Source organism: Myxosarcina sp. GI1 (assembly GCF_000756305.1).
Lineage (GTDB): Bacteria > Cyanobacteriota > Cyanobacteriia > Cyanobacteriales > Xenococcaceae > Myxosarcina.
Map to the genome: position 1 here is coordinate 1 of NZ_JRFE01000019.1, position 15,721 is coordinate 15,721.

At 39.0% G+C, this 15,721-nt stretch carries 11 protein-coding genes, 1 tRNA gene and 1 pseudogene; 2 read left to right on the forward strand and 11 right to left on the reverse strand.

The window, feature by feature from the left end:
* From KV40_RS14200 to KV40_RS14230, 7 genes and pseudogenes are all read right to left on the reverse strand, one after another.
* Positions 1-546: pseudogene (locus tag KV40_RS14200) on the reverse strand (hypothetical protein); the annotation flags it as partial.
* A gap of 668 nt (positions 547-1,214) precedes the next feature.
* Positions 1,215-1,286: transfer RNA gene (locus KV40_RS14205), tRNA-Cys, on the reverse strand.
* 56 nt (positions 1,287-1,342) lie between these two features.
* Positions 1,343-1,813 (reverse strand): anti-sigma regulatory factor, encoded by a 471-nt coding sequence (locus KV40_RS14210; protein ID WP_036482700.1) that lies wholly within the window; start codon positions 1,811-1,813, stop codon positions 1,343-1,345.
* Positions 1,814-2,200: 387 nt separating this feature from the next.
* Positions 2,201-3,565 carry a 23S rRNA (uracil(1939)-C(5))-methyltransferase RlmD gene (rlmD, locus tag KV40_RS14215; protein WP_036482703.1) on the reverse strand — a complete coding sequence of 455 codons (1,365 nt, stop codon included), beginning with the start codon at positions 3,563-3,565 and terminating at the stop codon, positions 2,201-2,203.
* Between the two features lie 211 nt (positions 3,566-3,776).
* On the reverse strand, positions 3,777-5,387 hold the full coding sequence (locus KV40_RS14220) for an ATP-binding protein (protein ID WP_036482705.1): 1,611 nt from the start codon (positions 5,385-5,387) through the stop codon (positions 3,777-3,779).
* Between the two features lie 157 nt (positions 5,388-5,544).
* Positions 5,545-6,864: a cytochrome P450 gene (locus KV40_RS14225; protein ID WP_052055640.1), complete on the reverse strand. Its 1,320-nt coding sequence runs from the start codon at positions 6,862-6,864 to the stop codon at positions 5,545-5,547.
* A 171-nt stretch (positions 6,865-7,035) separates the two neighbouring features.
* A complete protein-coding gene (locus KV40_RS14230; RefSeq protein ID WP_036482707.1) occupies positions 7,036-8,130 on the reverse strand; it encodes an EAL domain-containing protein in 1,095 nt (364 codons plus the stop codon).
* A 222-nt stretch (positions 8,131-8,352) separates the two neighbouring features.
* Between KV40_RS14230 and KV40_RS14235 the strand changes: the two genes are divergently transcribed.
* Together KV40_RS14235 and nadA are read left to right on the forward strand one after the other, a co-directional pair.
* Positions 8,353-9,411 (forward strand): mevalonate kinase, encoded by a 1,059-nt coding sequence (locus tag KV40_RS14235; protein WP_036482710.1) that lies wholly within the window; start codon positions 8,353-8,355, stop codon positions 9,409-9,411.
* A 106-nt stretch (positions 9,412-9,517) separates the two neighbouring features.
* Entirely contained in the window at positions 9,518-10,483 is a 966-nt protein-coding gene (nadA, locus tag KV40_RS14240; protein ID WP_036482712.1) for a quinolinate synthase NadA, read from the forward strand.
* Between the two features lie 104 nt (positions 10,484-10,587).
* Here nadA and KV40_RS34915 read toward each other — a convergent pair whose 3' ends face one another.
* From KV40_RS34915 to KV40_RS14255, 4 genes are all read right to left on the reverse strand, one after another.
* Positions 10,588-10,758: a hypothetical protein gene (locus tag KV40_RS34915; protein ID WP_156114041.1), complete on the reverse strand. Its 171-nt coding sequence runs from the start codon at positions 10,756-10,758 to the stop codon at positions 10,588-10,590.
* 317 nt (positions 10,759-11,075) lie between these two features.
* Positions 11,076-12,215 carry a CO2 hydration protein gene (locus tag KV40_RS14245; RefSeq protein ID WP_036482715.1) on the reverse strand — a complete coding sequence of 380 codons (1,140 nt, stop codon included), beginning with the start codon at positions 12,213-12,215 and terminating at the stop codon, positions 11,076-11,078.
* A gap of 30 nt (positions 12,216-12,245) precedes the next feature.
* On the reverse strand, positions 12,246-13,700 hold the full coding sequence (locus KV40_RS14250; RefSeq protein WP_036482717.1) for an NADH-quinone oxidoreductase subunit M: 1,455 nt from the start codon (positions 13,698-13,700) through the stop codon (positions 12,246-12,248).
* 60 nt (positions 13,701-13,760) lie between these two features.
* Positions 13,761-15,656 (reverse strand): NAD(P)H-quinone oxidoreductase subunit F, encoded by a 1,896-nt coding sequence (locus KV40_RS14255; RefSeq protein WP_036482718.1) that lies wholly within the window; start codon positions 15,654-15,656, stop codon positions 13,761-13,763.
* Positions 15,657-15,721: the final 65 nt, after the last annotated feature.

Here is a 15,721-nt window from a genome sequence, read left to right on the forward strand (position 1 = left end):
ACCATAACCGCCATCGTTACCAGTACTGTCGGCAAACAAACCGCCACCGCCACCATTTCCATCGCCAATAAAGCCAGCACCACCGCCACCAGAGCCAGTAGCACCTAGACCACCAACTGCACTGTTATTAACAAAATCTACATTCTCAACAGTAACATCACCGTCGTAGATAAACAGTGCGCCGCCCATTCCTGCGCCGCCACCGCCACCATTAAGTCCATCTCCTCCTTTAGCTACTCCATTTTCTAGAGTTAAGTTCTTGAGATTGACAGTACCAGATTTAATCAAAAGTAAAGGACTATCATCGCCTTTTGTACTTGAATCGCCGTCTCCATCACCAATAATGCTATAGCCATTACCCTCAATCGTAATGTCATCTTCAATGGGAGTTTGCATTCGCTTAATCCCAGAAGCCAAATCTAAGGTAACGTTGTTATTTATGGTAATAGTATCACCAGAATTAGCTTGTTTTATTGCCCAGCTAAGACTGTTTTCTGTATCCCCTAATCCATTATCAAGTAGTTGGTTAACTGTATACTCAGCCATAACAATTTCTAATTTAAAAGATATTAAGCTTTAAAAAATGTTTTTAGAACTAGTCTTTTGTAGTTCTTTTTAAAAGTTAACTAGAATAATTTCGTATAACTGTTTTTTTGATAAAGCTATGCGATCGAGCTTTATTTCGGCTCGAATAAATTTATATACTCTATGCACGCACACGATTATAAAAATATGAAGCTTTTAAATATAACCGTATAACCACTTAATTAAGTTCTTGTTAATAAATATAATATTTTGACTTACTAAATTTGCCATTTTAATACAGCGGTTTGCATATTAATCTATGACGAACATTCAAAATTCAAAGTTAGCAGCCAGTAGAAATTAAGAAACCAAATTTTACCAGTTATATATTTTTTCAAACCGTTCGCTGAAAGCTCTGTTTTGTATAAACTTTAAAAATTACGCGCAATTACTTGGCTTCTACAGTTGAATTAAGAAATAAGTAGTGTTTATAAAAAAACTTCAGCAATTTTGAAATTTTTAACTAATATTTCATTAATTTGATTCTATAAAGGCTTTTGAAGCCACTAAGTACAAATTTGAATTGAACAAAAATGGCTTAAACTCCTTTTGCCTAGGTTTATAATCGAACAGAGTCGATCTCGTATACAACAACTAAGGAATGTTGTATCAATAATATAAACAAAAAAAGGCGACACCCAGATTCGAACTGGGGGATAATGGATTTGCAATCCACGGCCTTACCACTTGGCTATGTCGCCACACATTAAATTTTGTGCTTAATTAGTATATCAAATTATTTAAAAGATCTACCAACTTAATAAATCGCAGGCTGTTTATTAGGATTGGTTACTAATTTGGATAGGGTTAGCTCGGTTCCCTGCCGATTCCAGTAGACGCGATCGAATATTTTGTGTAAAATACATAAACCTCTACCGCTTTCTGCTTCTTCTTCGGGCAAAAAGTATTCTTCAAAACCACAAGAATCTGCAAAATTTATCCTATTGGCACTATTGGGAGAAAAACCTCTACCTTCGTCGGCAATAACCCAGCAGTATTCTGAAGTAGTTACGGTGAATTTTACTATAACCATTTTGTTTGGATCGAGTTTATTACCATGTTTGGCTGCATTAACTAATGCTTCTTGCAAACCCAGCCTTAACTCTGCATGCCATTCAGAAGGCACGTTGACCAATAATAAATCTAAAATGGGACATAAATAAAGCGTCGAAGCAAAGCTCATCGTACTCCATTTGTTTCTACTCCAAGGAATAGGTATTGCAATCACCAATCGCACCTCTATTTAAAATTCTGCAATGCCAATATTTAAGTTGTTAATTTTTCTGTTTTATAAGTTGGAAATTACTGCAAAAATAAAAATAAATTTCACAGTTTGCTCTAAACAATAGTCAACTTAAATGTTCGCTACTTGCGGCAACCTCAGCACAGATATAAATAGCAATCTACGCTTTTAAAGCCTGTAAGAGCGATATTAGACTAATTTTGAAAGTTTTATAACTCGATTTTTAGTTTGTTTTTGGGATGCTCTGCTTGTTAATTCAACCCTCAAAACCATAATATTCCCCTTTGAGTTGTGTAAAAAATTGATATGCTTGATTGGCTATTTATTTCAATTATACAAAATTTTTGCTGTGTAAAGTGATTTCGATCGCGATTACTCAATTCTATTCAAAACTATTCCGCACTCAACGTGAGTAGTTTGGGGGAAAAAATCCGCAGGTTGAACTGTATGTGGTCGATAAATTTTAGATTGACAGAGAAGTTTGATATCTCTAGCTAAAGTTGCTGGTTGACAACTTATATAAACTATATTAGATGGTTGCAAACTCAATAAAGTTTTAATAACAGCGCGATCGCATCCTTTACGAGGAGGGTCGAGCATCACTATATCTGGTTTTATCTTAAGCTGGTTTAAATAGTATTCAACTTTAGCTACATAAAAAGTAGCATTATCAATTTGATTGATAGCAGCGTTTTGACGTGCCTGTTCTACAGAGGCTTGATAGCTTTCAATACCAATAATTTGTCTGACCATTCGGGCTAAAGGCAAGCTAAAAGTTCCTATACCACAATAAGCATCGACTATAGTTTCAGTACCCTGCAAGTTTAATTTGTGGACGATCTTTTCTAGTAATAATTCTGCTGCTGCGGTATTAACTTGAAAAAAGGTATCGGAACTTATGTGCAGTTCGACTCCTGCAAAAATTTCTCGTAGATATGGTTTACCTGCAACTGTCTTAGTTTCTCTACCAAAAATAACGTTGGTGCGATCGCAATTGAGATTGAGACAGACTCCCACTAGTTGAGCATATCTCTGTAGCCAAATCTCTGCCTGTTTTTCAATTTCTTGCAGCGAGAAATCTGTAGTTACTAAGGTTAGCAGCATTTCACCAGTACGACTGCCGATACGCAAGCCTAAATGACGTAGTTTTCCTTGATGAGTGGTTTCGTTATAAATAGACCAACCACGCTGCTGTATGTCTTGTTTTACTTCTTTGAGTAAAGGATGCAAACGAGAATCTTGTACGGGACACTGGTTGAGATTAATTAGTTTATGAGTTCCCTTACGATAATAACCAGCCTGTACCTGTCCCGTAGCAGATCTAGCTAGAGGATAGGTAGCTTTGTTACGGTAATTTAGCGCGTAGGGTGCATAAATAATAGGTTCGATCTGTAAATTATCAAAACCGCCAATACGTTTTAAAGCTTGCGCTACCTGCTGTCTTTTAACTTCTCGTTGATATTCCCAATCTATATGCTGCCACTGACAGCCGCCGCATTTATCAGCCACAATACAGCGCGGACGAATACGATCTTCGGAGGCGATTAATAGTTCTTGCAGTTTGCCTTTGGCATATTTAGACTTTAGCTGAGTTAATTTGACTCTGGCGCGATCGCCCGTTACCGTATCGGGGACAAAAACAACTTTGCCTTGATGTCTGCCTACCCCTTCACCACTAGTATTAAGATCGGTTATATCTAAAGTAATTAAACTGCCCTGCTGCCATTGTTGTTTCATTTAGAAATACTGTTTATGCTGGTTACAATACAAAAAATCCAATAAGAACTTAAATTAGAGATGGGCGCTCGTCCTAAGAAACTTGTTTTAACTATTTGTCTGTTCTAGTTAACGAGCCAGTCATGTTATGCACTTGAGGTTATTGACGTTCCTCAACTCAGCTACGTTATGGAATGTAGATTACTAACGTTATTGAGATCGTAGAGCGTAATTAACCTTTTTTCCAGGTAAACCGAAATGTAGTTCCTACGCCAACTTGAGATTCTACTTCGATCTTGCCACCCCGATCCTCGACAGCTTTTTTAACAATTGCCAGTCCGATTCCCGTACTTTCTTTAATGTCTCTCGCTTTTAGCGTTTGAAAAATCGTAAATATGCGATCGTGATATTTAGGATCGATACCTCGTCCGTTATCAGCTATAGCAAACTCGTAACAGTCGACTAACTCTCTAACTGATACAGCAATTTTAACCTTATCGCGATCGCTATGTTCGATAGCATTACTAATTAAATTTTGAAACACTTGCTGTAGGGGAATTGATTCGGTAACAAAGGTGGGCATATTATCCTGAATCTGAATTTGAAAGTTATCGGGCGCATCTAGCGAATCGATTATTTCTATTAACATTTTTGCCACATCTACAGATTCTGGTTTCGATTTTATTCTACCGATCCGAGAATACTGTAATAGTCCCTCGATCAGATTGTTTAGACGACAAACTCTACTCCGTAATAGGGTCATATTATGTCTGATATCATCATCCAGCTTGTCTCCTAAATCTTCTTCTATCCATTCCGAGAGTTGAGCAATTGCTCTTAGTGGTGCTTTAAGATCGTGGGAGGTTACATAGGCAAAGCGATCTAGTTCTTGGTTGCGTTTTTCTAGAGTAGCCGTAGTAGCTAACAACAAAGAATTAGTATGTTCTAGCTGGGCGGTACGCTGCCGTACTCTTGCTTCTAATTCCTCATTTAATTTAGCTAATGCCTGTTCGGCTTCTTTGCGCTCGGTAATATTCAAACTCGTACCGATAATGCGAGATATATTTTTAGTTTCGTCTTCTACAGGATTTAGGGTAGTCAGCCACCAAGTATTGCAGTTTTGAAAAGGCAAACACTCTTCATAAGAAATGCTGGTTTTAGATGTTACGCATTTTTTATAGCGCTTTTCTACCGTGGCTGCGGCTTCAGCAGGTAAGATTTGTAAAGGAGTTTTATTTTCTACATTGTCTACTCCCGTTAATCGTTTAGCAGCAGAATTAAATCCTCGATAGCGAAAGATACCATCTGCTGCTACATCGACCACAAAGATTGCTTCTCGCACATTATTGTAAATACTGCGAAGAAACTGTTCTTGCTGGTGAATAATTGCTTGTTGCTGATTTAGTTTGTTAATTTTTTCTTGTAGCTGCTGGTTTATATTGTTGACTTGAGTAGGGGATGGCAAATCTAATATTTGAGATATTTTGGCGGTTAGAGCGATCGCAGTTGCTAGAGAAACGAAAGCAGTTAGTAATCTAATCCAACCCGATATCCAATAATTGGGATGCCATAAAGTCCAAATGTCAAAAGCATGTCCAGTCCCACAAAAGAGAATAAAAGCTGCAAATAATAGAAATATACCGTTGAAGGGAATATCAGTTCTTTGGCGGAGAATGTATACCAAAACAATTGGAATTGAAAAATAAGATACGGCAATTATCCCATTACTAATCAAATGCAAACCTACTAGCCCAGGTTTCCAGAGATAACACATCCCATGAGGCATAAAAGACATAGCTTCGCCAAAGATGAGATGTGTTGCGATCGCAGCTAACTCGTTCATCGAAGTACAAATTTTAAAATATAAAAGATTCAATATCTACAGCATCATCTAATTATCTCTTAACACTATGAACTATTGACCGAACTCACGTTTTTCAGATTCTATTTGAAATCTAAATCTTCGCAATACCCTTGGCAATACTTTGAATTAGAAATTTTTATACACAACGAAACTTGACCTTTAAACCGTCGCGGGGATGGGGTGTCGGTACTGCGATTAAATCTAGACTTTGATTTGGTAATAGTTCCCACTGATAGTTTTGTAGTAATTTTGCTGCAAATATCCGCATTTCTAAGCGAGCAAATTCTTTACCCAGACATTCTCTTAAGCCACCACCAAAAGGAATATAGCTAAAGCTCTTTTTATCTTCTTCTCTATCGGGTGCAAAGCGATCTGGTAGAAAGCGATCGTACTCGGAATATATTTCTCTATCTTTATGGGTTTGGGCAATTTGATACTGAATCGACCAGTCTTTGGGGATACGATAGCCATTAAAGGCAAAAGGTTCGATTACTTTGCGAAAACCACCCCCTACTGGCGGAATTAACCGCATTACTTCTTTTAGCACCTGTTCGAGATAGGTCATCTGTTTGAGGTTTTCTAAAGTAAAAGGAGATGATAGATTTAGTTCTTGTTGTTCTTGTCTCAAACGCTGCATTACTTCTGGATGTTGGGCGGTAAGCAGACAAAATGATGCGATCGCCGAAGTTAAAGTTTCGTGACCTGCAAATAATAGTAGCAATACTTGGTCTTTTAATTCTGCTAGAGTCAGACTATTGCCTTCTTCGTCTTTGGCATCAATGAGTAAACCCAGGGCATCTTCTCTGAGACTATCTTCTTGTTGGCGTTTAATAATTATTGCTTCGATATATTTAAGTAGTTGTTTGCGACAGCGTAAGGCTTTGCCAAACTTCGTCCAGGGCAAATTTATCGGAATTGTAAATAAACCCCCACACCAAGTTTCAAATAATTCTCCTAAAGGTGTTTGCGAACCGCCATCCGTACCGACTAAAAGATTGCTGGCAATATCAAAAGTATAGTTGCGTAGTTCTGGATACCAGGTTAGAGTTTCCATTTGCTGCCATCTTTGCAGATACTCATCGGTAATATTTTCCATAGTAGGAATATAGCTAGCCAAAGCTCTCGGTTGAAAAGCCTGATAGAGTAATTTACGCCGAGAAGTATGAAAACTTCCATTGCGTACCGCTAAAGATAAATCTCCCAGTAAAATACTGGTGCTTTTAGGCCACTGCGAGACTACATACTTATTCTCGTTGCGGAATAAAAAAGTATTTGCCTCTGCCCCTACCATAGTTACGGTAGGATTACCAAAAATATTGGTTTGATAAACTTTACCGTATTTAGCCAGACGTTTGGAGTTAAAATCAGGATCGGTAAAAAAGCCAATGGTTTCGCCAATAAATGGTAACCCTTTATTACCAGGAGGTTCGGGTAAGGAATTTAATTTTCTAGTCACAGTCTTTATTACCAAATCTTAATAGCGGTTTAGTTTTGCATTGTAACTAAATCTCAAGTTAGAACCTGGTTCATAGCTGGAAGGAAAGATATCTGCTTACAACATTTATATTTTGCTGAAGTGATGCTTTTTGTTCGATCGCTGCCAGTCAAAATGTTTTCTAAAAAGCGTTTATTTTTTTGTAGAGTTGGAAATTGTAGTTATGGGAGGATTTGAGGGTTTGGCAATAAAATATCCCTGAACGAAGTTAGCACCATGCTGACGTACCCAATTTAACTCTGCTTCCGACTCAATACCTTCGGCAATAGTTTGAATATTTAAGTTTTGAGCGATTTCTAAAATTTTCTCGGTAATAACAGCTTTATAACGATCTTGATGAACGTTACGGATTAATTCCATATCGAGCTTGATAAAATCGGGGCGTAACTGGTGAAGTAAATTTAAATTAGAATACCCCGCACCAATATCGTCCAAGGCTACAGAAAAGCCAGCATTGCGATAAAAATCTAAAATATCTTTTAGCCTTTCTATATCTTTAACAGCCTCGGTTTCAACTACTTCAAATACAATGCGATCGCGAGTAAGTATGGTTTGTCGTTCGATCGCCTCTACCGTCGATCGCAAACAAAAAACTGGATCGTAAATCGAGGTAGGAGCAAAATTAATAAAAATATGGCTGGTAATTTTTTGTCTTGCTGCTTCGCTAATTGCAGTCAATCGCGCTATTTTATCTAACTGAAACATTAAGTTGGCTTTACTAGCAGCATCAAACAGTTTCCCAGGACTAATTAGCTGACCTTGCCGATCTACTCCCCGTAACAAACACTCTTGGGCAAAAATTTTAGAAGTGTCTTCTGCATAAACAATAGGTTGAAAATAACCGATAAAATTTTCTGATGCTAATAAGTCTAAGAGCCAATCGGAGTGACTGAGATTGAGAAATTCATTTAAGTTAGTAACACGCGCAAAATCTTTTAATTGTGGTAACTTTGTTCCTTCTATAATTAATACGCGAGAATCTTGTAACTCTTTTTTAGTTAAGATAGTTTCAATTTTGGCTACTAAAGTTACTACTTTCGTATGTTTAAGCTCGACGATCAAACATTGTTCGGATTTTAAAAATTGATGTTCGATCTCATGTAAGTTAAGACAAGCAATTAATTTATTAATACTATGTGCTAATGGCAACCATAAATATAATTTTCCTGTTTCCTTAACCTTACAGGGTAAAGTGTCACAGATCGCACATTGTCTTTTGGTACTCATTGGCTTTAAACTTTTTATGTAAAGTCGAAAATTCGACTTTTTTTAAAGTAAATTTTCTAAACAGAACTTTCTATATTTGTTCAGTATTAACGATTATTGCTTGTTTCACCTCAGCAAAACTACTAAATAAAAATAATTTCTTTTTCTCGAATTAAGGTTTTTTTGGTTACAGGTACAATAGAAATAGCTCTACTAATTTAGTTTTTATTGCCGAAAAATACTATGAAGCTTTTCGTTCCAGGTCGTCTTTGTCTATTTGGCGAACATAGCGACTGGGCGGGGGCATATCGTCGGGTTAATCCTCAGTTAGAACCAGGATATGCGATCGCCGTCGGAACGAATCGAGGGATCTATGCGGAAGTAACAACTCATCCCCATCTACTAAAGGTTAAAGCTACAAACAATACAGATTGTCTGGAATTAGCAATGCAGCCCGAAAAACTCCTAGAAGTCGCACTACAGGGAGGATTTTTTAGTTATGTGGCAGGCGTAGCTTATCAGGCTGTGACTCGTTATGGTGTTAAAGGTGTGGCGATCGATAATTACCACACCGATCTGCCTGTAAAAAAAGGCTTATCTTCTAGTGCGGCAATTTGCGTTTTAGTAGCCAGGGCTTTTAATCGACTTTACCAGCTAAATTTATCTCTGTCAGAAGAAATGGAGTTAGCTTATTTAGGAGAGAGAACTACCCCAAGTCAGTGTGGCAAATTAGATTTAGCCTGTGCTTATGGCAACCAGCCTATCTTAATGTTTTTTGATGGCGATAATCTAGAAGTTACTCGTCTAAAAGTACCTCAAGAACTTTATTTAGTTATTGTCGATTTGGGTGCTGCTAAAAATACTCAGTTGATTTTGTCTCAACTCAATCAATGTTATCCCTCCGCTAAAAATTCTCTGCAAGAAAATGTCCAGAAATACTTAGGCAGAATAAATGCTGCTTTGGTGCGGCAAGCTGTTTTAGCCATACAACAAGGAGATGCGGCAGCAATTGGAAAATTGATGTGCCAGGCACAAGCAGAATTCGATCGCCATTTAATCCCTGCTTGTCCTACTCAACTTACCGCACCAGTCTTACACCAGTTACTGGCTCATCCACCCTTACTGCCTTATATCTATGGCGGTAAAGGGGTTGGTTCTCAAGGTGACGGTACGGCGCAATTTATTGTTAAAGACCGCCAGTGTCAAGAAAGAGCCATCGCTATTATCAAACGAGATTTTCCGCAAATGCAGTGTTTGAAGTTAACTATTGGTAATAGTCTAAAAAATTTGAATAAAGGGTAAAGATTACCTGAGCAATCGTTAATCTCGATTCAATTTTTGGTAAAATCGACTATAATATTTATAGTGAAAATTACCATAATACGAAATTTTAAGGATATAGAACTTAGTGTTTGCAACTGCTTTTCCCAAAACTAATACTGCCAGCCGTATTCCTAGCGATTTATTTGGCGCGATCGACGAACTAAAAAAAGATTTAAAAGCAATTGTTTTAGCCCACTACTATCAAGAACCAGACATTCAAGATGTTGCCGATTATATTGGCGATTCTTTAGGATTATCGCAACAGGCAGCTAGTACCGATGCAGAGGTGATTGTCTTTGCAGGGGTTCACTTCATGGCAGAAACGGCTAAGATTCTCAACCCCGACAAGTTAGTGATATTGCCAGACTTAGATGCAGGATGTTCTCTGGCTGATAGCTGCCCTCCTAATGAGTTTAAAGCTTTTAAAGCAGCACACCCCGAACATTTGGTTATTTCTTATATCAACTGTACGGCAGAAATTAAAGCCTTAAGTGATATTATCTGTACTAGTTCTAATGCAGTTAAAATAGTCAACCAAATTCCCCGCGATCGCTCGATTATTTTTGCCCCAGATCGCAACTTGGGTCGTTATGTAGCCGAACAAACGGGTAGAGATTTAGTTTTGTGGCAGGGTAGCTGTATCGTTCACGAAACTTTCTCCGAAAAAAGAATTGTCGAATTAAAAACCCAATATCCCGCAGCCAAAATTATCGCCCATCCAGAGTGCGAACCTGCGGTTTTACGTCATGCTGATTTCATTGGTTCGACTACCGCACTACTAAAATACTGTCAGTCAAGTAGCGATCGCGAATTTATTGTCGCTACAGAACCAGGCATCATTCATCAAATGGAAAAAACCGCTCCTAACAAACGATTTATTCCCGCACCTGCTATCAACAACTGTGCCTGTAATGAATGTCCCCACATGCGGCTCAATACCTTAGAAAAACTCTATCTAGCGATGAAGAATAAAAGCCCAGAAGTTACTTTACCAGAAGATATTCGCGTTGCGGCATTGCAGCCTATTCAAAGAATGTTAGAGATGTCTTAATATCGAGCCAAAACTCTTAAATAGTTAAAAAAGGTGGCAATTCATATTGTCACCTTTTGTTGTTTTTTACTTATAAATAGCTTACTTGTTAGATAACAAGATTATTAGCTTTCGCCTTCAGGTGCTTCGGGCTGTTCGCCTCCTTCAGGTTGTTCGGTAGGAGCAGTTTCGTCATCTCCACCAGTTCCAGAAGTTTCACAACCAATAAGAGAAGTTGTAAATCCTAACAATAATGCCAGACTAAGAATCTTGGCAGTTAATTTTTTGTATTGCATTTTGTTTACTCCATTTTAGAGATGATACTTTTGCGACTCTTAGCAAAGATTCTGGAATCTGCGTCCCTATGAAAAATTAGAACATGATTTTCTTTTTTAACAAAAGAGTCGCAGTACACAGATGAATATGAAATTATTTTAGTTATTTCACATTTTCGCTGTTTGGCAAATTAAGATTTTACTGCTTAATTGCCGATCGAGACAAAAAATACTCGATATTGAGAAGCATTAAATCTGTCACAAGCAAGATTAAAGCATAAACGATCTTTTTGGGTGAATGTAAAGCAAAGTTAACCAATTAGCGATTTTACTCTCGACTACTCACTATTAACCGTTACCAACTGAGACTCTAAAATTCTTTTCAACCAGCCTTTAAGAAATTTACGGTTAGCTTCTTGCTCCTGTGAATTTTTAGTATCAAAAGGATGAGGAGCCAACCCCTGTAATGCGGCAGTAGTTACGCAAAACATTGACTTTTGAAAACTCTGGCAGATTTTAACTAGTAAATCTCCTTCGCCTCTAGTTTCTTGACGATAAAAATCTCGCAGATAATCGGGTAAAAAATGACGCATATCCTGCATCAGTAATGTCGGCGGAATACCCGCACCGCCAATAGGTAGGGGATCGGCAAACAAGGCTCCATATTCAAAAGCACTGATGTCGGAAGGAATTTGATAAGCCTGAGCGTTATAAGAAATAGTTCCATGAAAAGGTGTGCCGCGAAAGAAAATTGCTTCTACGTAAGGAACGGCAGTATCGGGGAGAAAAGTCAAACCAGCCGCTTCGGGTATTAACTGGTAAGTTTTATCTCTAACAGATACTTCGTAGGTAATTGGTTTGCTAGCATCGGCAACCAAGCCATTGAGAATGAATTCTACAGTGTTGGGAATGGATTTAATTGCACCTGCTTCGTAGCGATCGCTCAAATCCAGAAAAATATCGCTCATTACGCGCCAAAACTGCCCTAGTCCGCTATAGTATGCCATCTGGCGCATTTGTTCTGGCAAAAAATCTGTGAATAAGGCATTCATCCCCAGCATTAGAGGATTGTGTTTAAACTTGGCTTTGATTACTTGTTGGGCAGCCTCTAAAAATTCTGGAGTATCTAAATATTCATCCAGTCCACCGCCACCATGCCAAAACATTGATTTCATACAGTATTCGGCATATTCGTAATTGAGGCGATCGTGTCCCCAATGTTTGAATAATTTTTGGGTAGAAACCTTGCCATTAAAGTATTTAAAAAACGGAAATAACTTTAAAAATTGTGTATTAGCTATGTAACATAAATTGGTAGAGTAGGCATCTAAAACCACACCATAGCTTTTGAGTACACCTACAACTTCAATCAAGTTCTGAGGAGAATCTTGCAGTAAAGCCGCTCCCGACTGTAGCTTTTGAACGTATTCGTCAATTAAAAGAGATTTTGATGCCCTAATTTTAGTGCTGCTAACCATAATATTTTTATCGATAACTATTAACTGAGCTTAATTGCCTGTAAGTAAAACTACGGCTTGCAACTCACTCCAGCGAACCACCCAACTTGGCTGAATGCCAAAGGTAAAGATTAAAGCCAGTAAGGCAAAAGCAGGAGCGTGTTCTACCCATTTTACCGAGGGGAGTTTTGCCAAACTTTCTTCCAAACGTCCAAAGAAAACGCGATTGATTACCAACAAAAAGTAAACCGCAGTCAAACCAGTACCGACCAAACATAGTAAAGTCGGTATGGGAAAGATGGGGAAACTACCTCTAAATACCAAAAATTCCGAAATAAAACCAACCATGCCTGGTAAACCAGAACTTGCCATCACTCCCAAAATCATCAGTCCTCCAGTAACTGGCAGTCCTTTTTCGGGATTGAGCAATCCTCGAAGTTCATCGACATTGCGCGTACCAGTTTTTTTGTATACCGTTCCTACTAATAAAAACAGTAATGCCGAAATTAAGCCGTGACTGACCATCTGAAAAACTGCTGCCGTCATGCTGACGCGAGTTGTAGCGGAAGCTGCCAGCAAAATATACGCCATGTGGGCAATAGAAGAATATGCCACCACTTTTTTCATGTCTTTTTGTGCGATCGCGCAAGAAGCCCCATATAAAGCACTAATTGCAGCTAAAATCGCCAGCCCAGGAGCCAGATAAGTCCAGCCTTCGAGGAATAAACCCACACAAAATCTTAATAAGGCATATGTCCCTAGCTTGAGTAACACTCCTGCCAGCATCACCGAAATGGGTGTAGACGCTTCGACGTGTGCATCTGGCAGCCAGGTATGAAAGGGAAAGATAGGAATTTTGATAAATACACCAATTAATAACGGTGCTAAAAGCAGCAATTGAGTATTAAGAGCCAGATTTTGCTGCCGTAAAACTTCATAGTCAAAACTGTTGGTTCCACTCAACCACACCAATCCTAAAAAGGAGGCAAGAACTAAAATTCCTGAAAGAGCAGTATATAGCAAAAACTTCATGGCTGCGTAACCCCTTCTACTACCGCCCCAAATGGCAATCAAAATATAGAGAGGAACTATTTCTAGTTCGTAAAATAAAAAGAACAATAGTAAATCCTGCGCCAAAAAAGCTCCTGCCGCGCCACCAGTCAAAAGTAACAGCATCGAATAGTAGAGTCTGGGTCTTTCTATAGTCGGGCTGGTAGTGGCGATCGCAATTAAAGTCAGTAAGCTATTGAGGAATATTAAAGGAAAAGAAAGCCCGTCAATTCCCAAGTGATAATTTAAGCCAATCCATTCAATCCAGGGAATATTCTCTACAAATTGAAAACCTTGGTGCTGAGGCTCGAACTGGAAGGCGATCGCTAAATTGATAGCCAGATTACTAATAGCAACTATCAGGGCAATTTTGCGAGCTGTGCTAGCTATTTTGGTTGACAATAAGCTAATTATTGCTGCCCCAACAAAGGGCAAAAGAATTAAAACACTAAGCATATTCAGGTAATTTCGTTGTTACTTGATCGATCTAAAAAACCGCCGTTTTACTAAGCTTCTCTATCTAATTACCGAAGACCAATAGTTAGTAACTATCGACCACTGACCATTGAGGAGCGACCAGAGCAAGAGGCTAACTCCAATTAAAATAGTTAACATGTAAAATTGCGACTGTCCCGAGGTGTTGTACTTCAGGGCGTTGCTGCTAAAAACGGTTGCTAAACTTACCAGGTTGACCGCCCCATCTACTATATAGCGATCTACCCAATCAGCTAACTTAGACAGTGTAGAAACTGCCGCAACTACCGTTAGCTGATAGATCTTCTCAAAATAAAAGTCGTAAGCCAGCAAATCCTGGAAAAACCGCAAAATCACTTTGGTAGAGCGTCCCCAGGGTCTACGCAAACCGATGCTCGCACCGATAAGACAGCCTACAACTCCAGAAATTACTAATGCAGGTATGGCAAAAGTTACAATTTCTGACGACCTCAATTCCAAGGGAGTGGCTGGACTCAACCATAACGACCATCTAATTGGTGCCAGTGGTGCTACTAAAGTAACTATTGAGAGACTCACCATCGGCACCGACATTTGCCAGGCTACCTCTGGGGCGCGGCGAGTTTTGATTTGAGGTTCTCCTAAAAAGATGACGCGAAACAGACGAGTCAAACTGATAGCAGAAAGCATATTAACTGCAATTACAATTGCGAGTAACCACCAGCTTACTTGCCACGAACCATTAAACCAACGTTGGAAAGTCCAGAACATACCCATAGGCAACAGAGCCAATAGTCCCGCACTGCCAACGATAAAAGAGACTGCCGTAGCGGGCATACGCGACCATAATCCACCCATTTCGGTAACGTTTTGGTTGCTAGTGGTAACGATGACCGACCCCGCACTCATAAATAATAAAGCTTTGGCGATCGCATGGGTAAACAGCAGTAAAAAAGCAATATCTACTTGTTCTAAGCCGACAGCAATAAAAATCAATCCCAAATAGGCACAGGTAGAGTGGCATAAAGCGCGTTTGATGTCTATTTGGGCGATCGCCATCAGCGAAGTGCCAATTGCCGTCACCGAACCAATAGCAATTAGAGCCACCGAAGCAACTGGCGAGAGGGTAAATACTGGCTGAAGCTTGATTAGTACGTAAGCGCCTGCTGAAACGACAATTGAGTTACGCATAATTCCTGCTGGATTGGGACCTTCCATAGCTTCGTCCAGCCAAAGATTGAGGGGAAATTGAGCGCATTTACCTGTAGGTCCGGCAATTAAAGATAATCCTAAAAGTGCTGCTGTTAATGAAGGTAGAGGATAGGTGTTTGCCCAGCTTTCGAGTTGTGAAAAGTTCAGTCCCGCACCGTATGCTGATAGTGCCACAATACCCATCAGCAAAATAATATCTCCAATCCGCTTAGTAAGGAAAGCGTCTCTGGCTGCGGTAACTACCAAGGGTTGAGCATACCAGAAACCTACTAGTAAGTAAGTAGATAAAGTTAGCATTTCTAGTAGACCATAGCTTAAGAGCAATGAATCGCTAAGAGCAATACCCGCTAAAGCTGCTTCAAAAAATCCCATCAAGCCAAAAAATCTTGCCAGCGACCAGTCTTTTTCCATGTATCCTAGAGCGTATACCTGAGATAACAGACTAATTCCAGTTACTAATTCTAAAGCTCCCAGGCTTACTGGCGATAACTCGATTGCCAGGGTCAAATCTAAATCTGCTACCTGTAACCAGTGAAAGACCAGTTGTTCGGTTTGTCTCGTCCAAATTAGATTAAAAACTAACGAGCTGTGAATAAAGGCAACCAAAGTTACCAAAATATTAAAGTAGGCTGCGGGTCGCGGTCCGGTTTTGCGAATAATACCTAGTGACCAGGGCAAAGTTAAAACTGCTCCTAAAAAGCCATATAGAGGTATCGTCCATGTAGTTTGTAATAAAAATTCGCTCATCAAAATTGGTCAACTATTTAGAAACTTAAAATGTTAATTTTTATATTTATTTGTTAAGAATAGTC

Coding starts and splice junctions, on each gene's coding strand:
- KV40_RS14220 (WP_036482705.1), bottom strand. CDS start 5,387: ATGAACGAGTTAGCTGCGATCGCAACACATCTCATCTTTGGCGAAGCT.
- KV40_RS34915 (WP_156114041.1), bottom strand. CDS start 10,758: ATGCAATACAAAAAATTAACTGCCAAGATTCTTAGTCTGGCATTATTG.
- KV40_RS14245 (WP_036482715.1), bottom strand. CDS start 12,215: ATGGTTAGCAGCACTAAAATTAGGGCATCAAAATCTCTTTTAATTGAC.
- KV40_RS14235 (WP_036482710.1), top strand. CDS start 8,353: ATGAAGCTTTTCGTTCCAGGTCGTCTTTGTCTATTTGGCGAACATAGC.
- rlmD (WP_036482703.1), bottom strand. CDS start 3,565: ATGAAACAACAATGGCAGCAGGGCAGTTTAATTACTTTAGATATAACC.
- KV40_RS14250 (WP_036482717.1), bottom strand. CDS start 13,700: ATGCTTAGTGTTTTAATTCTTTTGCCCTTTGTTGGGGCAGCAATAATT.
- KV40_RS14255 (WP_036482718.1), bottom strand. CDS start 15,656: ATGAGCGAATTTTTATTACAAACTACATGGACGATACCTCTATATGGC.
- KV40_RS14230 (WP_036482707.1), bottom strand. CDS start 8,130: ATGAGTACCAAAAGACAATGTGCGATCTGTGACACTTTACCCTGTAAG.